This window comes from Mesorhizobium sp. ISC11, from assembly GCF_037162595.1.
GTDB lineage: Bacteria > Pseudomonadota > Alphaproteobacteria > Rhizobiales > Rhizobiaceae > Mesorhizobium > Mesorhizobium ciceri.
Genome location: NZ_JAVSPW010000001.1, coordinates 4,289,937 through 4,315,837 on the forward strand (window position 1 = coordinate 4,289,937; position 25,901 = coordinate 4,315,837).

A 25,901-nucleotide genomic window follows, 5' to 3' on the forward strand; every position below is an offset into this window, starting at 1 on the left:
CCCTACGTCAGGTCTTGTGCATGTCGTTATCCCAAAACCGGTTCCCACTTTTGGGCGACATGCATTAGCAACTCTTCGTCAGGACAGGAGCCGAAGCGATGAACTGGATCACCAATTACGTTCGCCCGAAGATCAATTCGATGCTCGGCCGGCGCACCGACATGCCCGAGAATCTCTGGATCAAGGATCCGGAGACCGGCGAGATGGTGTTCCACAAGGATCTGGAATCGAACCAGTTCGTCATTCCCTCGTCCGGCCATCACATGAAGATCTCGGCCAAGGAGCGGCTGAAATTCTTCTTCGATGGCGGCAAATACGAGACCCTGGACAACCCCAAGGTCATGCAGGATCCGCTGAAATTCCGCGACGAGAAGCGCTATGTCGACCGGTTGAAGGACGCCAAGGCCAAGACCGGCCTTGAGGACGCGATCATCAATGCGCTGGGCACCGTCGAGGGTCTGCCGGTTGTGGTCACGGTGCAGGACTTCGCCTTCATGGGCGGCTCGCTCGGCATGGCCGCCGGCGACGCCATCGTGCACGGCTTCGAAGTGGCCCTGCAGCGCAAGCGGCCGCTGATCCTGTTTGCCGCTTCCGGCGGCGCCCGCATGCAGGAAGGTATTTTGTCCCTGATGCAATTGCCGCGGACAACGGTCGGTGTCGACCGGCTGAAGGAAGCCGGCCTGCCCTACATTGTCGTTTTGACCAACCCGACCACGGGCGGCGTGACCGCCTCCTACGCCATGCTGGGCGACGTGCACATCGCTGAGCCCGGCGCGCTGATCGGCTTTGCCGGACCGCGCGTCATCGAACAGACCATCCGCGAGAAACTGCCCGATGGCTTCCAGCGCTCCGAATATCTGATGGAGCACGGCATGGTCGACATGGTCGTATCCAGGCTGGAAATGCGTGAAACGATCGCGCGCCTGCTCAAGATGCTGCTCAAGCTGCCGGAAGAGCAAAAAACGCTGGAGCCGGAAATCCTGCCGCCGGCGGTGGTTGCCGCGGAAGCTCGGCCGCAAGCCTGAAGCGACACGAAGCGCCGCGACCGCGATTGCACGAGGGCTTCGGCGCGCTGTAGCCTTTGATTGCCATGGCCATCCGAAACCGATTCTGGTTTTCAGGCTCATGCGCTAGGATTCCACCATGACGACGCTTGCCGCCGACCGCGAAATCGAAGCCCTGATGGCGCTTCATCCGAAAGGCTTCGACCTTTCGCTCGACCGCATTTCGCGGCTGCTGGAGCGGCTTGACAATCCGCAGGACCGGCTGCCCCCGGTCATCCACATCGCCGGCACCAACGGCAAAGGTTCGTGCGCAGCCTTTTCACGCGCCCTGCTCGAGGCTGCGGACTACCGCGTCCATGTCCACACCTCGCCGCATCTGGTCAACTGGCATGAGCGTTACCGGCTGGCCGCCGATGGCGGCGGCAGGCTGGTCGAGGACAGGGTTTTCGCCGATGCCATTGCCCGTGCCGCCAGGGCCAATGAAGGCGAGAAGATCACCGTCTTCGAGATCCTCACCGCCGTCACCTTCCTGTTGTTTTCCGAACACCAGGCCGACGCTGCGATCATCGAAGTCGGGCTCGGCGGCCGCTTCGACGCGACCAATGTCATCAAGGAGCCGGCCGTGTCGGTGATCATGCCGGTGTCGCTCGACCACGAGGCCTATCTCGGCGACCGTGTCGAACTGATCGCGGCCGAAAAGGCCGGTGTCATCAAGCCCGGCTGTCCGGTGGTCATCGGCGCGCAGGAAAGCGAGACGGCGCTGCAGGTGCTGATCGAAACCGCCGAGCGGCTTGAATGCCCCACCTTCGTCTACGGCCAGGACTTCCTTGCCTTCGAGGAAAACGGCCGCATGGTCTACCAGGACGAAGACGGCTTGATGGACCTGCCACCGCCCAGGCTGCCCGGCCGCCACCAGTTCGCCAATGCGGCGGCGGCGATCGCCGCGGTCAAAGCGGCCGGTTTCGAGATCAGCCATCGCGCCGCCGAAAAGGCGATGGTCAATGTCGCCTGGCCCGGCCGCATGCAGAAGCTCGTGCAGGGCCGGCTGGCCGAACTGGCACCCAAGGGCGCCGATATCTGGCTCGACGGTGGCCACAATCCGGGCGCCGGCGTGGTGGTTGCCGAAGCGCTGGCCGAGCAGGAAGAGAAGAACCCGCGTCCGCTGTTCCTCATCTCGGGCATGATCAACACCAAGGACCAGAGCGGCTATTTCCGTGCCTTCAAGGGCCTCGCCCGGCATGTCTACACGGTGCCGGTGAGCCTCAGCGAGGCCGGCGTGCCGAACGACGAACTGGCGATCCGCGCAACGGAAGCCGGGCTGACCGCCGAGCCGGTGAGTTCCGTCGCCAGCGCGCTGATGCTGCTGCGCGACACCTGGGACGGCCCGTCGCCACGCATCCTGATCAGCGGTTCGTTGTATCTGACCGGAGCGGTGCTGGCCGAGAACGGCACCCCGCCGACCTGAAGCAGGCGACTATTCATGCCTTGGGTGGCTGCGGCGGCTGAGGCCGAACCTTGGCTTTCGACCTTCAGAAATCCCACGGTGAGATCAGATCAAGGCTGGTGGTGCCAAAGTCGCTGAGATTGCGCGTTGCCAGCCGGCCACCGTTCACGCGCGCTATCGCCGCAATCATGCCATCGGGGGCTGACATGCCGCGACCTTGGCGTGTCGCGGCCCCCATGATCTCGCCGTAAGCCAAGGCAGCATCTTCAGTCAATCCAAAAATCCGGCCGGCAAATCGATGGCGCCACCGGGAAAGTCCCTGCTCCAGCCGATCGGGCACGCTCATCAGGCCGTATTTTTTGGATGCCGAAGGCGATTTCAGCAATCGTCACTGTGGGAAGGGCCAGTTCAGCGTCATTGCGGACAAGCCACGCCAGGACAGCTTGGTCCGGCGCCTTCTTCAGACTCTCCGAAATCACGTTGGTATCGACGAAAATCAAAGCTCAAGTCCCGAATGAACCTGGCGGCCTTCGCGAATGATCTTTTCCAGATCGATGTCGGCGCCATGGTTTGCAGTCAAGCTGGCATAGAAGGTGGAAGCAGGTTCACGGCCAGCTTCACGAATTTCGTAGGATTCGAGCGCACGTTCGACCACATCGGCTATCGAACGATTTTCACGACGAGCAAGTCTATGAGCCAGGTCGCGTGCTTTTGCGCTTCGGACTGAGAGTTGTGGTTCGGCCATTTCGAACTCCCTTTTAGAACGGATATAGGCCGATCCACTGCTGCCATCAAGGTGGCAGCTGATGGCGTGCCATCACGCGGGATTTCCAGCGCATTGATAGGCGACGTTACTTCAGCTCGATCTCGATAAAGGCGTATTCGCCTTCATTGGCGTTGATGACGTCGTGCTCTACGCCCTCCTTGCGGAAATAGGGCGCGCCCTTCTTCATCTCGGCGAAGGATTCGCCGTCCTTGGTCAACAGCTTCACCTTGCCGTCCATCAGCGGCACGACGACGTAGTCGTGGCCGTGGCGATGCCAGCCGGTGTTCTCGCCCGGCGCGAAGCGGTATTCGGTGACGATGACACGCTCGTTGTCGATGAAGACGGTGGCCTTGGCGGATCCGGTCATGGAGTTCTCCTGTCTGGCTCAAGCAGATGACATGGAGTGCCCGGATGCGAGAGCCAGAGCCACGCACCGATGACGCCAACAAAAAGCCCGGCGCGAGGCCGGGCTTGATATCAGGAATTTCAGATGGGTCAGGCGAGGTTGCCATTGATCCAGTGCGACAGCGCGGTCTTCGGCGCGGCACCGACCTTCATGTCGGCCATTTCGCCGCCCTTGAAGATCATCAGCGTCGGGATCGAGCGCACGCCAAACTGGGCGGCAAGCTCCGGATTCTCGTCGATGTTGAGCTTGGCGATCTTGACCTTGGCGCCAAGTTCGGTGGCGATATCTTCGAGCGCCGGCGCAATCATCTTGCAGGGACCGCACCATTCCGCCCAGAAATCGACGACGACCGGTACGTTGGCGTCAAGCACGTCAGCCTGGAAGTTGCTCTTGTCGACCTTCACGGTTGCCATATGGAAAAATCCTTTTGAAAGTTTTTGTCCCACCAAATGTGGTGGTGATCGCGCCCTTCTTCAAGCAGGTGTTGTGTCACGCTCCCGTGAGTCGAGCAAGGGCGTCGTCCATGGCGCTGGCAGGCAGTTCGATCAGCCGCGGCGCCTCGGTGAAGAGCAAGGCCGCCTTGACCGTGCGGCCGGGATAGAGCGGCTGCAACAGCGCGCGGTAGAGCGCCAACTGCAGGACATAGGCCGGCGGCACCTCGGCCAGAGTGGCGGGCGCCGGCCGGTTGGTCTTGTAGTCGACAATCGATACCGTGTCCGGCGTTACCGCCAGCCGGTCGATCTTGCCGGAAATCGAGCGCTTCTTGCCCTTGACCTCCAAGCTGCCCATGATCGCAACCTCGGCACGCGACGATGGCGCAAACAGCTGACCGAAGCCGGGATCGGCAAGGATCGATGTGACCGACGCCAGGGCCTTTTCACGCTCTGATGGCGGCCAGTCCGTACCGGTTCGCAAGAGATAGCGTTCTGCCGCTCCCGCACGTTCGGGCTCGGCAATACCGGGCAGCATCTGCAGCAGTTTGTGGAGGGCGAGCCCACGCAGCACGGCAAAGCCGGGCTCGGCATCGGCGTCGAGCACCGGCGACGCCTTGTCGACAACGGCTTGCTTGCCTTCGTCGATCAGCGCCGAGGCGCCCGATGGCGACAACGGACGCGGCAGATCCTCGAAGGGCGGCAAGGGCCGGAACAGCGTCGCCGGCAAAGGCCCAAAAGCGTCGGCCTGCCGTACCTGCTCGGCGGAACTTGGCGCGACGGGGGGCAGCTTGGTGACATGGAAACGGTGCACCGGCTCGCCGCCGGCGGGATGCGCACGCTGCTCGCTCTCCGGCGCACCGATCAGCGCGCGGCTGACGATCGAGTGCCAGGTGCCGGCGTTCGGCGCCCGCTTGCCATGATAGCCGCAGACGATCAGCCGGTCCTCGGCACGGGTCATGCCGACATAGAGCAGCCGGCGGTATTCGTCGTCGGCGAGTTCCCGTGCCCTTGAGGCCGCTGCTTTCGAAAAACCGTTGGCGACCTCGCTGGCCGAGCGCCAGAGATAGCCCTTGCCATCCCAGTTCGCGCCGGAGCTATCGAAGGGCATCAGGCGCGGCAAATGCTGGTCGCTGAACGGCGCGGAACCGCCATCGACCAGGAACACGACGGGCGCTTCCAAGCCCTTGGCGGCGTGCACGGTCATGACCCGGATCTCGTCGCGGGTCTGGTCCATCTCGCGCTTGATCTCGGGACCGGCGTTTTCCAACGTCGACAGGAAGGCTTCCAGCCCCGGCAGGCCGGTTCGCTCCTCGGCGAGGCAGAAGCTCAGGAACTCGTCGAGAATATCGCCGGCTTCGGGCCCGAGCCGCGCGATCATCTTGCGGCGCACGCCATCGCGCGCCAGCAGGGCGGCATAGAATTCGAACACCGGCTTAAACGCGGCTTCGTTCGTCCAGATGTCGACCTGGGCGACGATCTTCGCCAGTCTCTCGCTGTCGCCGGCGTGCTGTCGCAGCGACGCGATCAGCGACAGACCCGACGGCCTCTGCGCGGCGAGCGTGAAAAGCGCCTCTTCCGGCAGATCGAAGATCGGGCTGCGCAACACGGCGGCAAGCGACAAATCGTCCTGCGGCTGGATGAGGAGGTGACCGAGCGCGATCAGGTCCTTGACCGCGATGTGCCCGGGCAGGCTCAGCCGGTCGGCGCCGGCAACCGGAATGTCGCGGCGTTTGAGTGCGCGGGTCAGGGCATGGACGAAGCGATCGCGCTTGCGCACCAGCACCAGCACATCGCCCGGCCGCAGCCGCTTGCCGCGGCCTTCGATGATTTCGCCACTGCCGATCCAGCCGGCGATTGTGGCGGCGACGTTCTCGGCCACGCGCACCGCTGGCGCATGGGCATGGTCGATGGCTTGTGTCCAGTCATCTGGCTCATCGACGGCTTCAGCGCCGACCGACGGCCACACCTCGACATAGCCCGGCGCGTCGGTGCGGATCGCCTGGTGGCGAAGCGGATCGGGATCATGACTGATGCCGCGCCGCACGGCTGGATCGGCGAAGACGCGGTCGACCGCGGTCAGAACATCGTCGGTCGAGCGGAACGACCAGGTCAGCTTGAGATCGGCGAAGGACGCCTCGGCGTCACGCACTCGTCCGGCAAACAACAGCCGGCTGTCGGCGAAGGAGTCTGGGGCCGCACCCTGGAACGAATAGATCGACTGCTTCTCGTCGCCGACGGCGAACACCGTGCGATGGACCCTGTCGCGTGCGCCAAAGCCGGCAAAGAATTCCTCCGCCAGCCGTTTCACCACTTCCCATTGGTCCGGACTGGTGTCCTGCGCCTCGTCGAGCAGGATGTGGTCGATGCCCTGGTCGAGCTTGTACTGCACCCAGGGGCCGGCGTCCGGCCGCGCCAGCAGGTTGACGGTGCGGGTGATCAGGTCGTTGAAATCGAGGAAGCCGCGGCTGCGCTTCAGCATTTCGTAGCGGGCGATCAGCCAGTCGGCGATGGTCAGCGCGGCAGCCGTGCCTTCAAGCATCCGGAACAGGGCCAGCCGATCGGTGGTTTCGACTATGGCGTTGGCGGCCGAGAGATAACGCTCCGCCAGATCCGGCAACCGGTCGACCAGGGCCCTCTTGAAGGCCTTTGCCGGGTCGTAAGCGTCGCCATCGGTCTTGAGGAAGGCTCGCGCGAGCAGTTGCAGGCGGCGAATGGGATCGCCCTCGGCAAAGGCCTGCCGCGCATAGGGCAGGATGTTGTTCAGTACCGATCTGGCGTCGGTGGCCTCGGCGGCGTGGGCGAAGCCGGCAAAATAGTCGGGCAGGAAGCCCGGCAACGGCCATACCGAAGCGGCTATGCCCTCGGCTGTCTGGCCTGGATGGAAATGGAATTCGTCGAACAGGGCCTGGAAGTGCGTGCCATCGCGCCCGACCGCGTCGATGAAATGGCGCAAGCCGTCGCGCTTGCGCACAATCTCACCCAGCAAGGCGTCGAGCCCGGCTTCGCCGCCCCGATCGAGAATGGAGGCAAAAGCCTCGGCCAGATCCCTGTCACCGGCGGACGTGCCCGAAATCATCTCGCGGCGCGCCGCGGCAAACAGCGATGCCTCCATCTGGCCGTCGAGCATCTCGAAATGGGCCGGGATGTTGGCCTCCAGCGGGAACTGGTGCAGCACCGATTCGCAGAAGGCGTGGATGGTCTGGATCTTCAGCCCGCCGGGCGTTTCCAGCGCCTCGGCGAACAGGCGCCGCGCCCGGCGCATGGTCTCGAGATCGGGCCGGCGCCCCTCCAGCGCCTCGACCTTTGCCGCCAGATCCACGTCACCAAGCGTCGTCCACTCCGACAGTGTCGAAAAGACCCGGTTCGACATGTTGGCGGCGGCGGCGCGCGTATAGGTCAGGCACAGGATCTTCGACGGATCGGTGCCGCGCAGCAGCAGCCGGATGACGCGCTGGGCCAGCACATGGGTCTTGCCGGAGCCGGCATTGGCCGACACCCAGGCGGAATTGCCGGGGTCGGCGGCGCGGGCCTGGCTGGTCGCGGTGTCGCTGGGAATGGGATAGGCCTTCTTCATGCCTCCCCTCCCTCGTCGCCGGCATCCCCGCCTGCCGACCATTCGAGCACGCGGGCAAGATGGTCGTAGTCGCCATCCGTCTCGCCTTCGCGGAACGGCAGCGCGCGCGACAGATACCCGGTCGCAGGGTCTGCATAGTGGATCAGCAGCTTTTCCAGCCGTGCCCAGGCCTCTTCGGCAAGATCGGTCGCGGTTCGCGGCTGGCGGTTGTGTTCGAGGATGGATTCCTCGAACACCTCGCCATTCGGCTTCAGCCTGATGAAAGCCAGCTGAGAGGGCTCACGCACGCCCAAATCCTTGAAGGCGCCGCGCCTGAGCAGCGCGCCCTCCAGCGCCAGTTGCGGCGCAAGCAGCGTGTGGGCCTGCACCTTGGACGGCGAGGAGCCAGTCTTGTAGTCCAGTATGTCGGCCATGCCGCCGGCCAGAAGGTCGACGCGGTCGGCGTAGCCGGACAGCGTCACGCCGGATTGGCCGACAACGGTCTTTCCGGCGCGCTCCTCGGCATGCCGCCGGATGACTGCGTCGGCGCGCGTGCGCTCCCACTCGATGATGTTGGCGGCGAGTTTCTCGAAACGCGGCCACCACACGGCCTCGACATCGCCAGGAAGGGCGGCTTCGGCAAAGCAGGCGCGGCCGGCGGCGATGAGGCCCGCAAGCGCATCGGGAGCGCGCGGATCGGCGACGCTGCCTGAGAACAGGTGCAGGATGGCGTGAAACAGCGTGCCGCGCTCGGCCGCACCGGGGTCGCGAATAACCAGATCGAGCGGCATCAGGCCGAGGATGCGTCTTGCATAGACGGCGTAGGGATCACGGCGCAGGGTCTCGATCTCGGTGACCGAGAAATGCGTCGGGCGCACCGACAGCGGCGGCTTCGGCTGCGGCCGTGGTGCGAAATCCTGCCTTGGGCCGGCATCCAGCGCGCGCGCCCAGGCGAGCAGCTCGTCGCCACGCCGGCGCAGCTCCGCTGCCTGGTCGCTGCCGATGAAGGTCAGCAGCCGCTGAAGCCAGCGCGACGGCACGGCGGGTGCATCGCCGGCACGTGCCGAGCGGGACAGCACCACCTTCCCGGCGCCCATGGCCATCTGGAAATCATGCGCGGCAAGGCCGATACGCCGCTCGGGCGGCTCGAGGTCGATGCCGGTCTTCATCAGCCGCGACATGAAGCGGTCGCTCTCTGGCTTGCGCGGCCATACGCCCTCGTTGAGCCCGCCGATGACCAGCGTGTCGACCGTCTGCAACCGGGCTTCCAGCGCGCCCCAGATGGCGATGTTCCGGTCGGTGCCTTGTGCCGGCTTGACCGTTTCAGGCGCGATCAGCGCCGCCATGATGTCGGGCCACTCGGTCGCCGCGAAGGACAGCGAAGCCGAAGCCGCGACCAGCCCGCGCAGCAGTTCGGCAAGCTTCTCGCCGGCGTCACCGGCATAGAGTTCGCCAAGGCCGCCGTCGGCGGTGCGGCCGAGATTTTCGAGTGTCACGACACTGGCCCTGACAAGCGCGGCAAGGTCGGCGTCATCCCGGCCTCGGAAGGCTGCGAGCGGCGCCAGCGCCTGCTTGAGACGTTCGAGCAAATTCCGCGCAGTTTCGATAGAGCGCACGGTCAGCCGGGAAAACCAGAAGGGCTGTCGGCTGCCGCCGCCCAAGCCGGTGAGGCGGGCTTCGAACAGTTCCGGTAGCGAAACGATGTCGGGGCGGCCTGTGCCGCCGCGCAACGCCACCAGTTCGATCAGCTCCGCCGCGTGGCGCACATCGGCCCGTTCGAGGCCGAGGCCGAGCAGCGGATGCTTGAGCAGCGACAGCAGGCCAACCGGATCGCCTGGCCGGAACAGTGCCTCGAGCGCCAGCCTGAGCAGGCTGGCTGCCGGGGTGTTGGCGAGCGGTGTGCCACCGGAATCGTCGGCAACGACGCCGAAGCGCTGGAGCTCGATCGAGACGCGCCGCGCCAATGCGCGGTCGCCGGTGACGAGAGCCGCCCTTTGGCCGGGCTGTTCGACCGCGCGCTTGAGCGCGACGGCGATGGCGACGGCCTCATCACGTTCGCTGGCGGCTTCGAGCAAGGTCACCTCGGCGAAGGCGCCGGCAATGTCGGACGCCGGGAAACCGGCACGTGTCTCGGCCCAGAGTTCGGTGGTTTCGGCCGGCCGCAGCGCTTCGCCGACAAGGGCAGCGCGAAGCGCACGTCGCGGTTCGGCCACGCCAATCTCCTCGACGTCGCCGCGCAATACGCCGATCTTGCCGATCAGCCTGGCCAAGCCATATTGCGGGTGGCCGAGTACGGCTGGACGCGCGCCAGGCGCGGCAATCGCCTGGAACGACGCTTCGTCCAGCGTCCGGTCGAGACCCGGCAGCACGATGGCGCCGCCGGGCAGGCGCGCGATCGCAGCAAGCAATTCGGCCGTCGCTGGTATCGAGCCGGTCGAGCCTGCGGCGATGACCGGGCCGACGGGCGGATTGCGCTGCAGCCGCGCCGCCTCGGCGCGGATCAGCGCGCTGCGATGCGCGGCCGGATTGGAGCAGTCGCTTTCCGCGAGGAATTTCGGCCAGGCTTCGGTGACGATGCCGAGGAATTCGAGCGTCACCTGCCACCATCCGGCAAGATTGCCGGTCACCAGATCGGTGAGCTTGGCCCAGTCGGTGCCTTCCGTCTCGATCTCGTCCATCAGCCGGGCGAGATCGCGCGCCAGCCAGATCGCGTCGGCGGTGGAAGCCGGGATGACGATCTCCTCGGCGAAAAGGGCGGCGACATGCGCCGGCAGCCGGCGTTTCCAGGCGCGCACCAGCGGCGTCAGCAGCAACAGGCGTTCGGTTGCCGAAATCGGCGGCGCCAGATCGATGGCCGCCGCTGCCTCGGTCTCGAACGCAGCCTCATCCTCGTCGAATTCGCCGAGTGGCCGGATGACCGGCAGGATCGCCGAGCCGCCGCCGCCGCGTGCCGCCAGGCTGTCGACGAAGACACCCCGCAAGGCACGCGCGGCACGGCGTGTCGGCACATAGATGGTGGCATCGGCCAAAGCGAGCGGGTCGCCGTCGAATCGAAACCCCGGAACAAGACGACCGGCAAGCAGCGCCTCGGCAAGCGTCGGCAGAAACGGCGCTCCGGGCGGGATCGAGAAGACGCGGCTGGAGCCGCTCATTGCGACTCGATGAGCGCACCGGCGACCGCCGCTTCCGCGAGCGGTACGGCATCGGGCGTGCCGACGGTGATCCAGTGGCCATGCATGGGCATGCCGAACAGGCGCCCTGCGGCGATGGCGGAATCGAAATAGGCGTTGAGCGAGCGCGGCCCGGCCGGTGCGCCCTTGAACAGGCGCGGATCGACGATCGCCGCGCCGGCATAGATCAGCCCCGCCGGATCCCCCTTTGAACGCCGCAAGCCGCCATCCGGCGCCACCAGGAAATCGGTGCTGCCGCAGTGTCCGGTCGCCTGTTGGAGATCCGCCAGCATCAGCAGAATATCCATTTTCGCCGCGTCCCATGCAAGGGCGAGGCGCTGGAGATTGAGAGGACCGTCATCGATCCAGAAGGTGTCGGCATTGAGGATGTAGAAGGGTCGCTCGCCCAGTTCCGGCAGCGCCTTGACGATGCCGCCGGCGGAATCGAGCAGTTGTTCGCTCTCATCGGAAATGACGATTTTTGGCGCGCGGCGCGCGGCGACATGGGCGAGGATCTGTTCGGGAAAATAGTGGACGTTGACCACGGCCTTCGCGACACCGGCGGCAGCCAGGCTGTCGAGGCTCCAGTCGAGCAACGTCTTGCCGGCAATCCTGACCAGCGGCTTGGGAATGGTGTCGGTAATCGGCCGCATGCGTTTGCCAAGGCCAGCGGCAAGTACGATGGCGGTGTCCGGTCCTGCTGTCACAGCGCTCGCTCCTCCAGCAAACCGTGGGCGTCGTAGAACTCGCGCAGGCTTGCCAGCGCCGGATGAGACAAGGCCCGGCGCAGATAATCGCGAATGCGCGGCAGGTGTTTTAGATAATAGGGCTTGCCGTCGCGCTTTTCGAGGCGGACGAAGATGCCGAGGATCTTGGAATTTCGTTGCGCCGCCATGATGGCGTAGGATTCCAGGAAGCTTGCCTCGTCGAAAGCACCGGCTGCGTGGCGCGCCGCGACATAGGCATCCAGCGTCTTTCTCTCGATCTCGGGCGACATCGTAACACGCGCGTCCATGGCCAGCGAGGCGACGTCATAGGCGGACGGGCCGATCAGCGCATCCTGGAAATCGACGATGCCCAGCCGATCATGCCCTGAACGGTCGCCGCGCCAGATGATGTTGGGCGAATGGAAGTCGCGCAGCATCAGCGTATATTCGCGGCCGTGCAGCCGGTCGAGGAGCGCGCCCCATTGCTTGTGGTAGCCGGCGCGCAAGGCACCGCTTGCCGGGCTGCCCGTTATTGCCGGCACGTACCAGTCGACCAGCAGATCGGCCTCGATCATCATGGCCTCGCGGTCGAAAGGCGGGACATCGTGGAAGCCGCCATGCCCTGTTTCCAGGCGCTGCGGCCAGGTCCTGCCATGCATCATGGCCAGCAGCTCGGCCGCCGCCGCGCAGCGCTCGGGCAGCGGCTGGCCATCGCTGCCGAGGAACCCTTCCGAGCCAAGATGCTCGAGTAGCAGGAATCCCTGCTCCTGGTCCTCGGCATGGATTTCCGGAACGCTGACGCCGCCTGCCCTTAAGGCGCGGTCGATGGCGACGAAAGCGGAAACCGACTGGGCGGTGTGGGCGATCTCGGCATAGGGCTTGCCGTCGCGGACCGGCGGGCCGAGCACCAGCCGTGGCGAGTTCATCAGCACTTGCGGCTTTTGGCCTGGCAGCGAAACGATCTCGTAAGAGCGGGCAGAAGCATCGCCAATGAAATGGCGGCGCTGCGCTTGCGCCCAGCCGGCGCTCACGAGAAAGTCGCGCATGGCCAGCGACCGTGCGGCCCGATCGAAGGCAGGTCCCTGCCCCGACAATCGTGCCAGCCGGCCGTTGCCATGCTGGACGAGCTCGATCAGGACCGTGGTTTTCGGCAGATGGGCTTCCGCCCGCTCCGGCCATTCGACCAAAGCAGCACCTTGCGCCAAGGCTTCGTCGAAACCAAGCTCATCGATCTCGTCGGCCGAGGACAGGCGGTAGAGATCGAAATGATGCACCGGAATGCGGGTGTCGTAGCTCTGCACCAGCGTGAAGGTCGGGCTCGGAACGTCGAGGCCGGCATCGTCGGCCAAGGTCCTGATCAAGGCCCGCGCCAGCGTCGACTTGCCGGCGCCCAGATCGCCCTTCAGGGCAAGCACGTCGCCTGGGCGCAGCGACAGCGCCAGATCTTCGCCCAGCCGCGCTGTCTGGGTCTCGTCGGCGAGTAATCGCTCCAGCACCAGTCCGGTCATCGAACGCGCTACTCGGCCGCGGCACGGATGCCCGGCATGTCTGGAAAGGTGCAGATGACGGTCGTGCCCTTGTCCTTGCCGGTTTCGATGCGAACGCTGCCGCCATGCAGCTCGACGAAGCTCTTGACGATCGACAGGCCGAGGCCGGCGCCGCGCCGGCGGCCACCATTGGCGCGCGGCTCGAAACGGCGGAACACCGAATCGAGCACATCGGGCGGCATGCCGGGACCGTCGTCATGGACCGAGAATTCCACCCCGTCCGCCAGATGGCGGCAAGTGAGCCGGATGGTGCTGGCTTCCGGGGCGTAATTGGCGGCGTTGCTGAGCAGATTGTAGAGGATCTGGCGGACGCGGACCTCATCGCCGTGAAACGTCTTCGGCGCCGAGGCTGCTTCGACCTCGAGCCTGATCGAATGCTCTTCCAGCCGGTCGGCCACCAGTTCGGCCGCAGCGGCGATGGTGCGATCGACCTGCACCTCGGAAATATCGAGCTGCATGATGCCGGCGTCCACCGTCGCCAGGTCGAGTATGTCGTTGACGATGGTGAGCAGGACCGCGGAGGAGGAGCTGACATGCTCGACATATTCCCGCTGCTTCTGCGTCAGCGGACCGGTCGTGGGCTGTGACAGGAGTTCGGTGAAGCCGATGATGTTGGTCAGCGGCGAGCGCAGTTCATAGGAAACGTGCTGGACGAATTCGTTCTTGAGTTGATCGGATTTTTGCAGCGCCTCGTTCTTGTCCTTCAGCGCCCGCTCGACATGGACGCTGTCGGTGACGTCGACGAAGGTCATCATCACCTGCCCGTTGGGCAGCGGGATCATGGCGTAACTCAACACGTTGCCGTTGTTGAGCTCGGTCTGTCCGTGGCGGTCGCGGCGCTCGTCGTCGAAGCCGGTGACGGCGGCAACAAAGCCGGGCCAGGGGCTGTCCGCCGCCTGCCGGTCGCAAAGGTCGCGGATGGTGGAAACATGGACGCTGGGCTTGGCCGCTTCGCCGCTCAATCCCCAGAGCGTGGCAAAGGCAGGATTCGACAGCCGGAGCCTGCCGTCGGGTCCGAACACCGCTACGCCTTCGGCAAGATTGTCGAGCGTCTCGCCCTGGACCCGCACCGCTGTCTGGTAGCGGCTCTCGAGGTCCATCTTCTCGGTCAGGTTCTCGAACACCCAGGTCACGCCGCCCTTGGGCTGGGGGTTGGCGACGACGCGGATGGTCTTGCCATCCGGCAGATGCCACCAATGTTCCTGGGATTCCACAGCGCGATAGGCGCCGAGCAGGCCTTCCTTCCAGCGGCGCCATTCAGGCTGTTCGGCGATCTTGCCTTCGCTGCGCAGCCGGTCGAGCAGCAAGGCATTGTCTGGAGCGCTGTGCAGGAAGCCTGCGTCCAGGCCCCAAAGCTTCTGGAAGGCCTGGTTGAAGAACCGCAGCTTCTCGTCGGTGTCGAAAATGGCGACCGCCGTGTTGAGCTGGTCGAGCGTGTCGGCGTGGCTTCGCACCGTCCGTTCGTATTCGCCGCGAACGGCTTCGATGGCACTGGTGTCGCAGGCAAGGCCGGCCGAGCCATCGCTGCCGGCGAAATCGGTGACCGCGAACACACGGCGATCGCCTTCGATCACGGTGGACAGCGACTGCTCGAAAACCGGATGCGTCCTGTGCTGGGCGGCAATCGCATCGCGCGCCTGGCCGCCGAGGAACTCTTTCTTCTCCCGAACCGCGGCTTCGGCATTTTCGGCTTCGACGGCATCGGCATAGGCGCGGTTGACCCACTTCAGCCCGCCATCCTCGCCGCGGAGCCACGCCGGCATGTTCAGCGCGTCGAGCAGGCCGATCATCGTGTCGTGGTCGGCGGCCAGCCGCTGGTTCTCGATCTTCAGTCTGGCCTGGCTGCGCTGCGTCTCCGAGAGCGAGAGGAAACGCACGAGCACATGCGCGGCACTCTTGCGGCCATGCACTTCGAGCGGCGCACCGGCCTGCGATTCGATGACCAGGTCGAAGGGTTTGGCCTTTTCGCGCAATCCCGCGACGGCATGTTCGAGTGCCGCCGCCGAACGCGGCATCAGCCAGCGGCCGAAAGCAAGAAAAGCGGCCCTATCCTCGGGAGCGCCGCTTTCGACGGGCAATGTGCCGATGAGCTCGGGCTTCTTGTTTTCCGCAGCCCAGACGACGACGCGCTGGTCGCGCAGATTGAGCAGCGCCTCGGAACGGCGGAGCGCCGCGTTGATGTCGGCGAGGCGGCTCCTGAGTTCGACATTCTCCGCCGAGGTGCGGGCTCTTTCGCGGATGAGAACGATGGCCGATATCAGTGCGGCACCCGTCACGCCGACGAACACTGCAAGCTGCATGACATCAATGGCACTCACCGACAGTCCGGCGACGCTGGCAACAGCGGTCTCGGCATGCGCGGCGGCGCCGGCCAAGGGCCCCGCGAGCGCGGAGGTGGCAAGGAATGTCGACGCGCGGGCGCGCCAGGACAGGCTCCCCCCTTCCAGGGCGGAGTCAGCAATCCCCGAATCGTCATGGCCGCCGGAAACGGCCCGTCCCGCTCTGTGCGGGTGTTGCCCCGGCATGTCTTGGTCCTCTCCGCCGCCTGAATGCAAGACCGCCCTGATGCGTGCCTCTCTTGACCCTCTCGGGCTGGAAGCATCGCCGAATCACCTGACAATAACCCCTCGCCGAATCGCCGTGAAGGCTGATGGCGCGCAAAAATAAGGCCGGGCGAAAAGTCAATCGCCCGGCCTCAATATCTGGTAGTAATTTTAGCTTTGGTTAATAGCGGTAGTGTTCCGGCTTGAACGGACCCTGCGGCGTGACGCCGATATAGGCGGCCTGTTCACCCGACAGTTCGGTCAGGCGGGCGCCGAGCTTGTCGAGATGCAGGCGCGCGACCTTTTCGTCGAGATGCTTGGGCAGGACATAGACCTGGTTCTCGTACTGGCCGGGCTTGGTGTAGAGCTCGATCTGCGCCAGCACCTGGTTGGTGAAGGATGCCGACATGACGAAGCTCGGGTGGCCGGTGGCGTTGCCGAGATTGAGCAGCCGTCCTTCCGACAAAAGGATCATCCGCTTGCCGTCCGCGAAGGTGATCATATCGACCTGCGGCTTGACGTTGGTCCATTTCAAATTGCGCAGCGCGGCGACCTGGATCTCATTATCGAAATGGCCGATGTTGCCGACGATGACCATGTCCTTCATAGAGCGCATATGGTCGAGGGTGACGACATCCTTGTTGCCGGTGGTGGTGATGACGATATCGGCGGTGGGGGCCGCATCTTCCAGCGTGACGACTTCAAAACCGTCCATCGCCGCCTGCAGGGCGCAGATCGGATCGACCTCGGTGACCTTGACACGGGCACCGGCGCCCTTGAGCGAGGCCGAAGAGCCCTTGCCGACGTCGCCATAACCGCACACGACAGCGACCTTGCCGGCCATCATCGTGTCGGTGCCGCGGCGGATGCCGTCGACCAGCGATTCCTTGCAGCCATACTTGTTGTCGAACTTCGACTTGGTGACCGAGTCGTTGACGTTGATGGCAGGGAAGGGCAGCAGGCCCTTCTTCTGCAGCTGGTAGAGCCGGTTGACGCCGGTGGTCGTCTCTTCGGTGACGCCGCGGATCGCCGCCTTCTGCTTGGTGAAGAAGCCGGGCGAAGCCTTCAGGCGCTTCTTGACCTGGGCGTAGAAATATTCCTCTTCCTCGCTCTGCGGGTTGGACAGCACGTCCTCGCCGGCCTCGGCGCGGGCGCCGATCAGGATATACATGGTGGCATCGCCGCCATCATCGAGGATCATGTTGGAGAGGCCGCCGTCGGCCCACTGGAAAATCTTGTCGGTGTAGTCCCAATACTCCTCGAGCGACTCGCCCTTGACGGCGAACACCGGGATGCCGGCTTCGGCGATGGCCGCAGCCGCGTGATCCTGGGTCGAAAAGATGTTGCAGGAGGCCCAGCGGATGTCGGCGCCAAGCGCCTTCAGCGTTTCGATCAGCACCGCCGTCTGGATCGTCATGTGCAGCGAGCCGGTGATGCGCGCGCCCTTGAGCGGCTGCTTGGGACCGAATTCCTCACGGCAGGCCATCAGGCCCGGCATTTCGGTTTCGGCGATCTCGAGTTCCTTGCGGCCCCAGCCGGCAAGCGAGATGTCGGCGACCACATAGTCCTTGCTACCCGTCATGGCAGTACTCCGATGCGAATGTTGTGCTTGCGAATTTGTTGCGGACACGCCCGCGCCGGTCGGCGCGTCCAAGGGCGCGAATTGCCGGCCTGACTAGCAGATCGGGGCAAGGACGACAATGGGATATAAAGAAATCTTTATCCCTGCATGTCTCGCGGGTGCATATCGCGCTCTACCAGATCAGCATTCCTCGCCGAAGCGGGACGCCACCAGTTGCTCCAGGGCGTCGATGACCTGCTGGGCCTCCGGCCCGCTGGCGGTGACGCGGATCGAATAGCCGGGGCTTGCCGCCAGCATCATCAGACCCATGATCGAGGTGCCGCCAACCTTGACGCCATCCTTCTCGACATGCACCGAGGCATCGAAGCCGCTGGCCAGCTGGACGAACTTCGCCGAAGCGCGCGCATGAAGGCCGCGCTGGTTGATGATGGGAAAATCCCGGACTATCTGATCTTTTTCCGGGGACAGCGCGGTCATTTGCTGCTCAGGAGCTGGCTGGCAACATTGATGTATTTGCGACCGGCGGCCTGGGCCTCATCAAGGGCGGCCGCCATGTTGTCGCCCTTGCGGATCGAGGAAAGCTTGATCAGCATCGGCAGATTCATGCCGGCGATCACCTCGGTGCGGCCGGACTCCATCACCGAGATGGCAAGATTGGAGGGCGTGCCGCCGAACATGTCGGTCAGCACGATGACGCCCGCCCCGGTGTCGACACGGGCAACCGCGTCGACGATGTCGCGGCGACGCTGCTCCATATCGTCGTCGGCACCGATCGCCACGGTTTCGAAATTGTCTTGTGGCCCGACGACATGTTCGACGGCATGTCGGAACTCGGTGGCCAGTTGACCGTGCGTTACAAGCACGAGTCCGATCATTCTTTGGTGGCTCCCGTCATCGCCGCTTCACAGGCGCATTTTATGCTCGCCAGCCAATCCAGGCGGCGGGAGCGCTATCTTGTCGACGCGCGGCCCGTTGACAAGCCCAAAATTGCGCAGGCGCATGCCATTTTGACGCATTGCAGCAAAAAACCCGGAGCGGATCATAGAAAAGGCGCGATCGACAGCCGCGCCATCACGACCGGTAAGGCCGCCGGGACATTGCGTTCGACCACATCGACCTGTGGCACCAGACAACCCACGATGCTGCTTGCGGCATCCTCCTGGAAGCGCGGCGCTTCATCGGCCGGCACCAGGTGGACATGCAAGTCGACGAGGCCTGCCGGCTCGAATGGCAGAGGCCGGGGGCCGAGCCCAGGCACCTCGACGAGGCCTTCTATGGCGGCGGGAGCGCGGCACAGCAGCCGCCCGGCATGCGCCTCGACAAAGAGCTGATCGTCACCGACGAGCCGCGCGAACGATCCGCGCTGGCGACAATGATCGATGAGCGCCAGCGCCAGCGCCGTCTTGCCCGAGCCGGAGGCTCCGGTGATGAGAATGCCGCGCTCGCCGATCAAAACCATTGTCGCGTGAATGTTTTCAGGCTGCACGGCTGGACCAGGCATGGTTGGAATTCATGCTCTCAGCCTTCGGCCGGCAACGTCACCACAAAACGCGCGCCTTTGATCTCGCCGGGTTTGGTGCCGGGGATGTTTTCGGCGGTTAGCGTGCCGCCATGGGCCTCGACGATTTGCCTGGATATCGACAGGCCAAGGCCCGAATTCTGGCCGAATGCCTCGCCGGCCGGCCGATCCGTGTAGAAGCGCTCGAAGATGCGGTCGATGTTGTCGGCGCGGATGCCGGGGCCATTGTCGTCGATGGTGACGATGTTGAACTTGCCGGCACGCGCCAGCGACAGGCTGATGTGGCCATGATCCTCGGGAACGAAGGAACGGGCGTTCTCGATCAAATTGGTGATGACCTGGCCGATGCGCAGATCATGGCCGACGACGACATAGCCTTTGACGCCCTGCGGCAGTTTGGCGGCCTTGAACTCAATCTCGACCGCCTTCTTGTTGCGCGTCGCTTCGCGCGAAACGGCGACCAGATCGGTGATGAATTTCTTCAAATCGACCGTTCCCGCATCTTCACGCGCGAGTTCCGCGTCCAGGCGCGATGCGTCGGAAATATCGGTGATGAGCCGGTCCAGCCGCCTGACATCGTGCTGGATGATATCCATCAGCCGGCCGCGCGAATCGTCGTTCTTGGCCAGCGGCAAGGTCTCCACCGCGCTGCGCAGCGACGTCAGCGGGTTTTTCAGCTCGTGCGAGACATCGGCCGCGAAGCTTTCGATCGCCTCGATCCGGGCGTAGAGCGCGTTGGTCATGTCGCGTATGGCGATCGACAGATTGCCGATCTCGTCCTGGCGGTCGGAAAAGTCGGGGATCTCCTCACGGCTCTTGACGCCGCGCCGCACTCGCACCGCCGCCGCCGACAGCCGGCGCAGCGGATTGGCGATGGTCGAGGCGAGCAGCATCGACAGGATGGCGGTGACAAGGGCCGCGATGCCGAAGACGCGCAGGATCGCCTTGCGCTCGGCGGCGACGATCTTGTCGATGTCGCCGCCTTCGGTCGACAGCATCAGCACGCCCAGGACGGCACGAAAACGCTGGATCGGCACCGCCACCGAAACGATCTGCTCGCCCTGCTCGCTGACGCGCACGATGGTCGAAGGGCTGCCGGTGAGCGCCTTGACCACTTCCGGGAAAGCGGCGCCATTGCCGCCCGGCTGCTCGTGATAGACCGGCAGCTCGGTGTTGCGGAAGAAGTCGAAGACGAATTTCTGGATGCGCTCGACCAGATCGGGCTCTTCTTCCTCGACCGGCGGCAGGTCGTAGCGCAGGATCTGGCCACGCGAATAGAGGTGGCGCGAATCGAGCAGCAGATTGGCGTCGCGGTCATAGATGCGGGCGCGGGTCCTGGTCGGCGAGATCAGCCTTCGCAGCACCGGGGCGACACGCTCCGGGTTGATGGGGAAATCGAGATTGTCGAGCTGGTCGGAGCCCGGCCCCAGGCTTTCGCCGGCCTGCAGTTCAAGCAGCTTTTCCGGGTCGATGCTGATCGAATCCGTCTCGACCGTCGCCGAAGCGGCGATGGCGCCGGCGATGATCTCGCCCTGGGTCATCAGGCTTTCGACGCGGGCGTCGATCAGTCCGTCGCGGAAGGTGTTGAGATAGAGGATGCCGGTCACCAGCACGGCGAGGCCGGCAAGGTTGAGGAACAGGATACGCCGCGTCAGGCTGGAAAAGATGTGATGGCCAAGGAAGCGGCGCATCGGCACCGTGATCTTCGAGACGAAGGACGGCATGATCCGCGACGGCCGCCTGGAGGCGCCCGCCGGTCTTGTTCGCTGTGCTTCCACTGCCATCGAATAGCAGGCCCTGCTACTTATGCTTCGCGGAACCGGTATCCGACTCCGTAAAGGGTTTCGATCATCTCGAAGTCGTCGTCGACGGCCTTGAACTTCTTGCGCAGCCGCTTGATGTGGCTGTCGATGGTGCGGTCGTCGACATAGACCTGTTCATCATAAGCCGAATCCATCAGCGCATCACGGCTTTTTACTACACCGGGACGCTGCGCCAGCGAATGCAGGATCAGGAACTCGGTGACGGTGAGCGTCACCGGCTCGCCTTTCCAGGTGCAGGTGTGGCGCTCCTGGTCCATGACGAGCTGGCCGCGCTCGAGAGAGCGGGCCTGCTGGCTGGGTGTCTTGGCGGCGGCCTCGCGGGCACTGGCGCGGCGCAGCACGGCGCGCACGCGCTCGACCAGCAGGCGCTGTGAGAAGGGTTTGCGGATGAAATCGTCGGCGCCCATCTTGAGGCCGAACAATTCGTCGATCTCGTCGTCCTTGGAGGTCAGGAAGATCACCGGCAGGTCGGACTTCTGGCGCATCCGGCGCAGCAGTTCCATGCCGTCCATGCGCGGCATCTTGATGTCGAGGATGGCAAGGTTCGGCGGGCGTGCCGCCAGGCCTTCCAGCGCCGACGCACCATCCGTGTAGGTCTCGACGCGATACCCCTCGGATTCCAGGGCGATCGACACCGATGTCAGAATGTTGCGGTCGTCATCGACAAGCGCGATTGTTGCCATTTCAAGCGGCTCCCTCATGAGCTGTCCCTTCTGTCGTAGAGAAGGGGCTTTTGCAGGACAAATTAGGTACAAAATGTGGCATAGGCCTTGTCCGCTGTCACGCGCGGCATGCCGGCGGCCACAATCCTACCTCGACATGGATTGGACGAACGTACATCGCCAATCCTTTGGGCAACCACGAAACTTTTTGCACATATAAACGATTTAAACAACTTTCAAAATATTTAAATCGATTAATGATTTGATATCATTTGGCTTTTCTGGTTCTGACCATCTCAGCCCGCGTGGTGGGCGTGCCGGGAAGGTGCCGGCAAAGATGCGGCAAATCCAAGAGGGACACTCGATGTCGGAAGTCGGCAAACGCAATTCCGCCTGCGCGATCGATCATATCGGCCTGAAAACCACCGGCGTGGTGCGCTATAATTTCGGTGCGGCTGCCCTTTATGAGGACTCGATCCGGCGCGGCGAAGCCCGCTTGACGGCACATGGCGCGCTGGTCGCCGAAACAGGCCAGCACACCGGCCGCTCGCCCAAGGACAAGTTTGTCGTCCGCAACAGTGACACCGAACCGCACGTCTGGTGGGACAACAACAAGGCAATTTCACAAGCCCAGTTCGACACGCTGCTCGCTGATTTCCAGGCGCATGCCGCGGACAAGGATCTATACGTCCAGGACCTGATCGGCGGCGCCGATGCGGAGCTGAAGCTGCCGACCAGGGTGGTCACCGAATTTGCCTGGCACTCGCTGTTCATCCGCAATCTGCTCATTCGTCCCGATGCCGCCGAGCTCAAGCATTTCGTGCCTGACATGACGATCATCGACCTGCCGTCCTTCCGCGCCGATCCCGCCCGCCACGGCAGCCGCACCGAAACGGTGATCGCCGTGGATCTCACGCGCAAGATCGTGCTGATCGGCGGCACCTCCTATGCCGGCGAGATGAAGAAGTCGGTGTTCACCATGCTCAACTATCTGCTGCCGGCGAAAGGCGTGATGCCGATGCATTGCTCGGCCAACGAGGGTATGGCCGGCGACGCCGCCATCTTCTTCGGCCTGTCCGGCACCGGCAAGACAACACTCTCGGCCGATCCCTCGCGCACGCTGATCGGCGACGACGAGCATGGCTGGGGACCCCACGGCATCTTCAATTTCGAAGGCGGCTGCTACGCCAAGACGATCAAGCTGTCGGCGGAAGCCGAGCCGGAAATCTTCGCCACCACGCAGCGCTTCGGCACGGTGCTGGAAAATGTCGTGCTCGACGCTGATGGCGTGCCGGATTTCAACGACGGAAGGCTGACCGAAAACACACGCTGCGCCTACCCGCTGGATTTCATCCCCAACGCCAGCAAGACCGGCCGCGCCAACCATCCGAAGAACATCATCATGCTGACCGCCGATGCGTTCGGCGTGATGCCGCCGATCGCGCGGCTGACCCCGGCGCAGGCGATGTATCATTTCCTCTCCGGCTACACCGCCAAGGTGGCCGGAACCGAAAAGGGCGTGACCGAGCCCGAAGCGACGTTTTCGACCTGTTTCGGCGCACCGTTCATGCCGCGCCATCCATCGGAATACGGCAATTTGCTGCGCGAGCTGATTGCCCGCCACGGCGCCGATTGCTGGCTGGTCAACACCGGCTGGACCGGCGGCGCCTACGGCACCGGCAAGCGCATGCCGATCAAGGCGACGCGCGCCTTGCTTGCCGCCGCACTCGACGGCTCGCTCAAGACGGCCGAGTTCCGCACCGACCCTCATTTCGGTTTCGAGGTGCCGGTGGCGGTTCGAGGCGTCGACAGCGCCATTCTCGACCCGCGCTCCACCTGGGCCGACAAGGCCGGCTATGACCGGCAGGCGGCAAGGCTGGTCGGCATGTTCGCCATCAATTTCGAGAAATTCGAAAGCCATGTCGATGCCGTGGTGCTGGGTGCGGCGCCGCGCATGCAGGAAGCGGCGGAGTAATCGCGCTACGGGGTTCAGCTTCGTTGAAAGGCCCGGTTCGATCGGGCCTTTTCTTTTTCGATCCGCCGCGCCATGACTGCGGCATGGCGAGCGACGACAATATCTTCATATCAGGCGATGCGGTGATCCATCCGGGCGACCTGCACGAGGATTTCATCCGCTCGTCCGGTCCCGGCGGCCAGAACGTCAACAAGGTGGCGACGGCGGTGCAACTGCGCTTCGACGCCGCCAACGCAGCGGGTCTGTCGGAGCGCGTGCGCGAGCGGACGATCAAGCTTGCCGGCCAGCGTGCCACCAAGGACGGCGTCATCGTCATCGAAGCGGGCCGCTTCCGCACCCAGGAACAGAACCGGGCGGATGCGCGGGCACGGCTGACGGCATTGGTCGCCAAGGCCGCCGAGCCGCCACCGCCGCCGCGCAAGAAGACGCGGCCGTCGAAAGGTGCCGTGGAACGGCGGCTGAAGAGCAAGGCCGGGCGCGGCACGATCAAGAAACTGCGCGGCCGGGTGGAGAACGATTGAGCACCGCGAAGCTGCAACGCGCGGGTGGCTTCCAATTCTGGGTTGCAGATGGCAAGCTGCGATCACCCACCACAGCAATGGAGACCAACGATGGGCATGTTCGATTTCGTCAAGAGTGTCGGCAAGAAACTGGGCATCGGCGGTGACGACGAAGCCGCACCCACGGCCGACACACTCAAGAAGGAGCTCGATTCGCACAAGCTCGGCACCGATGGCGTCGAGGTCGTCGTCAACGGCGACACGGCGGTGCTGAAGGGTGTGGTCAAGGACCAGTCGATTTTCGAGAAGGCGGTCATCGCCGTCGGCAACACACTCGGCGTCTCCAAGGTGCAGGCGGACGAATTACAGGTCGCGCCAGCACCCGGCACGGCCGCCGCCCCGGCCAAGGAGCCCACCTTTTACACCGTGAAGAAGGGCGACAATCTCTGGAAGATCGCCGAGAAAAGCTACGGCAAGGGCCAAGGCGTCAAGAACACGGTCATATTCGAGGCCAACAAGCCGATGCTGACCCATCCCGACAAGATCTATCCGGGCCAGGTGCTGCGCATCCCCGACCTCGCCTGATCGGCGACTGCCAATTCGACAAGAGCGGCGGCTTTCGGGTCGCCGTTTTCATTTGATCGTGACATTTTACGGTTCCGAACCATCCAAGAGGCGATCGAATCCGTGCTCGTTCTGCCCAAAGGCGTCCGCCACATGCCGGCTTACCTGTCACGCACCGTGCAGGAAGAACTGGTCGACGAGGTGAGACGGATCGTGCAGCAGGCGCCGCTGTTCGTGCCGGCCATGCCGCGCACCGGCAAGGAGATGAGCGTGCGCATGACCAATTGCGGGCCGCTGGGCTGGGTTACCGACAAGGAGCACGGCTATCGTTACCAGCCGGCGCATCCGCTAACCGGGGAACCTTGGCCGCCAATTCCGGATGCGCTGCTCGACCTGTGGCGCGAGGTCTCGGGCTATCCGCATCCGCCGGAAGCGTGCCTGATCAATTTCTACACGGCGGATGCGAAGATGGGCCTGCATCAGGACCGCGACGAGACCGATTTTTCGGCGCCGGTCGTCTCCGTCTCGCTCGGCGACGACTGCCTGTTCCGGGTTGGCCAGACCACGCGTGATGGCGCCACCAAGTCGTTCAGGCTGCAAAGCGGTGATGTCGTGGTGCTCGGCGGCGAGGGGCGGCTGTGCTTTCACGGCGTCGATCGGATCTATCCCTCGACCTCGGCGCTGCTGAAAAACGGTGGGCGGATCAATCTGACATTGCGACGGGTGACGAAGCCGGCCGTCACAGCTTCCTGAGCGCCACTTCCTCGATCAGGTGGTCGGCCCCCTTGCGCAGGATCAAGTCGGCGCGGGCCCGCGTCGGCAGGATGTTCTCGCGCAGATTCTTCAAATTGATGTTGGTCCACAGGCCTTCGGCGATGGCGCGCGCCGAACCCTCCGACAGCTGCGAGTAGCGGTGAAAGAAGGAGTCCGGATTGCGGAATGCGGTCTCACGCAGCCGCATGAAGCGGGAAATGTACCAGTTGTGGATCAGCTTCTCGTCGGCATCGATGTAGATGGCGAAGTCGAAGAAGTCCGACAGGAAAGGCACGATCTTGCCGTCCTGCGGCAGCTTGCCGGGCTGCAGGACATTGATGCCTTCGAAGATCAATATGTCGGGCCGGTCGATGGTGACGAACTCGCCGGGAATGACGTCATAGGTGAGGTGCGAATAGACCGGCGCGCGGACATCGGGCAGCGCCGACTTGATGCCCGACAGGAAGCGCAGCAGCGCGCCGACATCGTAACTGTCTGGAAAACCCTTGCGCTCCATCAGGTTCTCGCGGCGCAGGACCTCGTTGGGCAGCAGGAAGCCGTCGGTGGTGATGAGATCGACCTTGGGGCTCGACGGCCAGCGCGCCAAAAGCTCCTTCAGCACGCGTGCGGTGGTCGATTTGCCGACCGCGACGGAACCGGCGATGCCGATGATGAAGGGCGTCTTGACCACGTCGACCGCGTTGAAGAAGGCTTGGCGTTGCCGAAACAGCAGCTGGCTAGCTTCGACATGAGCCGACAACAGCCGCGACAGCGACAGATAGATGCGCGTGACCTCTTCGAGATCGACCGGATCGTTGAGCGACCGCAGGCGGCGGAATTCGTCCGCGCTCAGCGTCAGCGGCGTGTCGGCGCGGAATTGCGACCATTGCTCGGCGGAGAAGAAGCGAAACGGGGAATACTTCTCGGTCGGCGCGAGCTGATCCATCGA

21 protein-coding genes and 1 pseudogene are annotated in these 25,901 nt (G+C 64.2%); 6 read left to right on the forward strand and 16 right to left on the reverse strand.

Annotated features, from left to right (window positions below):
• Positions 1-98: 98 nt before the first annotated feature.
• Positions 99-1,025: an acetyl-CoA carboxylase, carboxyltransferase subunit beta gene (accD, locus tag RPF88_RS20800; protein WP_013528321.1), complete on the forward strand. Its 927-nt coding sequence runs from the start codon at positions 99-101 to the stop codon at positions 1,023-1,025.
• 118 nt (positions 1,026-1,143) lie between these two features.
• Entirely contained in the window at positions 1,144-2,469 is a 1,326-nt protein-coding gene (locus RPF88_RS20805) for a bifunctional folylpolyglutamate synthase/dihydrofolate synthase (RefSeq protein ID WP_337123121.1), read from the forward strand.
• Between the two features lie 64 nt (positions 2,470-2,533).
• Here RPF88_RS20805 and RPF88_RS20810 read toward each other — a convergent pair.
• From RPF88_RS20810 to RPF88_RS20880, 15 genes and pseudogenes are all read right to left on the reverse strand, one after another.
• Positions 2,534-2,948 (reverse strand): annotated as a pseudogene (locus tag RPF88_RS20810) (type II toxin-antitoxin system VapC family toxin).
• Positions 2,945-3,193, reverse strand: coding sequence for a type II toxin-antitoxin system VapB family antitoxin (locus tag RPF88_RS20815; RefSeq protein WP_013528324.1), 249 nt, complete (start codon positions 3,191-3,193; stop codon positions 2,945-2,947). Before RPF88_RS20815 ends, RPF88_RS20810 begins: the two are co-directional and overlap by 4 nt.
• Positions 3,194-3,299: 106 nt before the next feature.
• Complete coding sequence (locus tag RPF88_RS20820; RefSeq protein WP_013528325.1) at positions 3,300-3,581, reverse strand: cupin domain-containing protein; 282 nt, start codon at positions 3,579-3,581, stop codon at positions 3,300-3,302.
• A 128-nt stretch (positions 3,582-3,709) separates the two neighbouring features.
• Positions 3,710-4,033: a thioredoxin gene (gene trxA / locus RPF88_RS20825; RefSeq protein ID WP_013528326.1), complete on the reverse strand. Its 324-nt coding sequence runs from the start codon at positions 4,031-4,033 to the stop codon at positions 3,710-3,712.
• A gap of 76 nt (positions 4,034-4,109) precedes the next feature.
• Positions 4,110-7,628: a double-strand break repair helicase AddA gene (gene addA, locus RPF88_RS20830; protein ID WP_337123122.1), complete on the reverse strand. Its 3,519-nt coding sequence runs from the start codon at positions 7,626-7,628 to the stop codon at positions 4,110-4,112.
• Positions 7,625-10,759: a double-strand break repair protein AddB gene (gene addB, locus RPF88_RS20835; RefSeq protein WP_337123123.1), complete on the reverse strand. Its 3,135-nt coding sequence runs from the start codon at positions 10,757-10,759 to the stop codon at positions 7,625-7,627. The genes addA and addB overlap by 4 nt, the downstream gene beginning before the upstream one ends.
• Positions 10,756-11,484: a nucleotidyltransferase family protein gene (locus tag RPF88_RS20840; protein ID WP_337123124.1), complete on the reverse strand. Its 729-nt coding sequence runs from the start codon at positions 11,482-11,484 to the stop codon at positions 10,756-10,758. Before RPF88_RS20840 ends, addB begins: the two co-directional genes overlap by 4 nt.
• Entirely contained in the window at positions 11,481-12,992 is a 1,512-nt protein-coding gene (locus RPF88_RS20845; RefSeq protein WP_013528330.1) for a bifunctional tRNA (adenosine(37)-N6)-threonylcarbamoyltransferase complex ATPase subunit type 1 TsaE/phosphotransferase, read from the reverse strand. Before RPF88_RS20845 ends, RPF88_RS20840 begins: the two co-directional genes overlap by 4 nt.
• Before the next feature lie 8 nt (positions 12,993-13,000).
• The gene (locus tag RPF88_RS20850) at positions 13,001-15,556 is read right to left on the reverse strand and encodes a sensor histidine kinase (RefSeq protein ID WP_337123125.1); all 2,556 of its coding nucleotides are present in this window, start codon (positions 15,554-15,556) and stop codon (positions 13,001-13,003) included.
• Positions 15,557-15,755: 199 nt separating this feature from the next.
• Complete coding sequence (ahcY, locus tag RPF88_RS20855) at positions 15,756-17,156, reverse strand: adenosylhomocysteinase (protein WP_013528332.1); 1,401 nt, start codon at positions 17,154-17,156, stop codon at positions 15,756-15,758.
• 180 nt (positions 17,157-17,336) lie between these two features.
• Positions 17,337-17,633, reverse strand: a complete 297-nt coding sequence (locus tag RPF88_RS20860; RefSeq protein ID WP_013528333.1) for an HPr family phosphocarrier protein — start codon at positions 17,631-17,633, stop codon at positions 17,337-17,339.
• Positions 17,630-18,031: a PTS sugar transporter subunit IIA gene (locus RPF88_RS20865; protein WP_010912939.1), complete on the reverse strand. Its 402-nt coding sequence runs from the start codon at positions 18,029-18,031 to the stop codon at positions 17,630-17,632. Before RPF88_RS20865 ends, RPF88_RS20860 begins: the two co-directional genes overlap by 4 nt.
• A 164-nt stretch (positions 18,032-18,195) precedes the next feature.
• On the reverse strand, positions 18,196-18,657 hold the full coding sequence (locus RPF88_RS20870) for an HPr kinase/phosphorylase (protein ID WP_337123126.1): 462 nt from the start codon (positions 18,655-18,657) through the stop codon (positions 18,196-18,198).
• Positions 18,658-18,674: 17 nt separating this feature from the next.
• Positions 18,675-20,459 carry a sensor histidine kinase gene (locus tag RPF88_RS20875; protein WP_024501992.1) on the reverse strand — a complete coding sequence of 595 codons (1,785 nt, stop codon included), beginning with the start codon at positions 20,457-20,459 and terminating at the stop codon, positions 18,675-18,677.
• A gap of 20 nt (positions 20,460-20,479) precedes the next feature.
• Complete coding sequence (locus tag RPF88_RS20880; protein WP_013528337.1) at positions 20,480-21,181, reverse strand: response regulator transcription factor; 702 nt, start codon at positions 21,179-21,181, stop codon at positions 20,480-20,482.
• A 343-nt stretch (positions 21,182-21,524) separates the two neighbouring features.
• Here RPF88_RS20880 and RPF88_RS20885 point away from each other — a divergent pair, with 343 nt between their 5' ends.
• The 4 genes from RPF88_RS20885 (at position 21,525) to RPF88_RS20900 (ending at position 24,952) form a co-directional block, all read left to right on the forward strand.
• Positions 21,525-23,135: a phosphoenolpyruvate carboxykinase gene (locus RPF88_RS20885; RefSeq protein WP_337123127.1), complete on the forward strand. Its 1,611-nt coding sequence runs from the start codon at positions 21,525-21,527 to the stop codon at positions 23,133-23,135.
• 83 nt (positions 23,136-23,218) lie between these two features.
• Complete coding sequence (gene arfB / locus RPF88_RS20890) at positions 23,219-23,656, forward strand: alternative ribosome rescue aminoacyl-tRNA hydrolase ArfB (protein ID WP_027161031.1); 438 nt, start codon at positions 23,219-23,221, stop codon at positions 23,654-23,656.
• 90 nt (positions 23,657-23,746) lie between these two features.
• Positions 23,747-24,220, forward strand: coding sequence for a peptidoglycan-binding protein LysM (gene lysM / locus RPF88_RS20895; RefSeq protein WP_013528340.1), 474 nt, complete (start codon positions 23,747-23,749; stop codon positions 24,218-24,220).
• 102 nt (positions 24,221-24,322) lie between these two features.
• Positions 24,323-24,952, forward strand: a complete 630-nt coding sequence (locus tag RPF88_RS20900) for an alpha-ketoglutarate-dependent dioxygenase AlkB family protein (protein ID WP_127369979.1) — start codon at positions 24,323-24,325, stop codon at positions 24,950-24,952.
• Here RPF88_RS20900 and coaA read toward each other — a convergent pair.
• Entirely contained in the window at positions 24,939-25,898 is a 960-nt protein-coding gene (gene coaA, locus RPF88_RS20905; protein WP_013528342.1) for a type I pantothenate kinase, read from the reverse strand. The two genes, RPF88_RS20900 and coaA, sit on opposite strands and share 14 nt — an antisense overlap.
• Positions 25,899-25,901 lie beyond the last annotated feature (3 nt).

What these genes read in the sequence shown, in the direction of transcription:
- accD (WP_013528321.1), top strand. Translation starts at nt 99, where the DNA reads ATGAACTGGATCACCAATTACGTTCGCCCGAAGATCAATTCGATGCTC.
- RPF88_RS20805 (WP_337123121.1), top strand. Translation starts at nt 1,144, where the DNA reads ATGACGACGCTTGCCGCCGACCGCGAAATCGAAGCCCTGATGGCGCTT.
- RPF88_RS20815 (WP_013528324.1), bottom strand. Translation starts at nt 3,193, where the DNA reads ATGGCCGAACCACAACTCTCAGTCCGAAGCGCAAAAGCACGCGACCTG.
- RPF88_RS20820 (WP_013528325.1), bottom strand. Translation starts at nt 3,581, where the DNA reads ATGACCGGATCCGCCAAGGCCACCGTCTTCATCGACAACGAGCGTGTC.
- trxA (WP_013528326.1), bottom strand. Translation starts at nt 4,033, where the DNA reads ATGGCAACCGTGAAGGTCGACAAGAGCAACTTCCAGGCTGACGTGCTT.
- addA (WP_337123122.1), bottom strand. Translation starts at nt 7,628, where the DNA reads ATGAAGAAGGCCTATCCCATTCCCAGCGACACCGCGACCAGCCAGGCC.
- addB (WP_337123123.1), bottom strand. Translation starts at nt 10,759, where the DNA reads ATGAGCGGCTCCAGCCGCGTCTTCTCGATCCCGCCCGGAGCGCCGTTT.
- RPF88_RS20845 (WP_013528330.1), bottom strand. Translation starts at nt 12,992, where the DNA reads ATGACCGGACTGGTGCTGGAGCGATTACTCGCCGACGAGACCCAGACA.
- RPF88_RS20850 (WP_337123125.1), bottom strand. Translation starts at nt 15,556, where the DNA reads ATGCCGGGGCAACACCCGCACAGAGCGGGACGGGCCGTTTCCGGCGGC.
- ahcY (WP_013528332.1), bottom strand. Translation starts at nt 17,156, where the DNA reads ATGACGGGTAGCAAGGACTATGTGGTCGCCGACATCTCGCTTGCCGGC.
- RPF88_RS20860 (WP_013528333.1), bottom strand. Translation starts at nt 17,633, where the DNA reads ATGACCGCGCTGTCCCCGGAAAAAGATCAGATAGTCCGGGATTTTCCC.
- RPF88_RS20865 (WP_010912939.1), bottom strand. Translation starts at nt 18,031, where the DNA reads ATGATCGGACTCGTGCTTGTAACGCACGGTCAACTGGCCACCGAGTTC.
- RPF88_RS20870 (WP_337123126.1), bottom strand. Translation starts at nt 18,657, where the DNA reads ATGCCTGGTCCAGCCGTGCAGCCTGAAAACATTCACGCGACAATGGTT.
- RPF88_RS20875 (WP_024501992.1), bottom strand. Translation starts at nt 20,459, where the DNA reads ATGGCAGTGGAAGCACAGCGAACAAGACCGGCGGGCGCCTCCAGGCGG.
- RPF88_RS20880 (WP_013528337.1), bottom strand. Translation starts at nt 21,181, where the DNA reads ATGGCAACAATCGCGCTTGTCGATGACGACCGCAACATTCTGACATCG.
- RPF88_RS20885 (WP_337123127.1), top strand. Translation starts at nt 21,525, where the DNA reads ATGTCGGAAGTCGGCAAACGCAATTCCGCCTGCGCGATCGATCATATC.
- arfB (WP_027161031.1), top strand. Translation starts at nt 23,219, where the DNA reads ATGGCGAGCGACGACAATATCTTCATATCAGGCGATGCGGTGATCCAT.
- lysM (WP_013528340.1), top strand. Translation starts at nt 23,747, where the DNA reads ATGGGCATGTTCGATTTCGTCAAGAGTGTCGGCAAGAAACTGGGCATC.
- coaA (WP_013528342.1), bottom strand. Translation starts at nt 25,898, where the DNA reads ATGGATCAGCTCGCGCCGACCGAGAAGTATTCCCCGTTTCGCTTCTTC.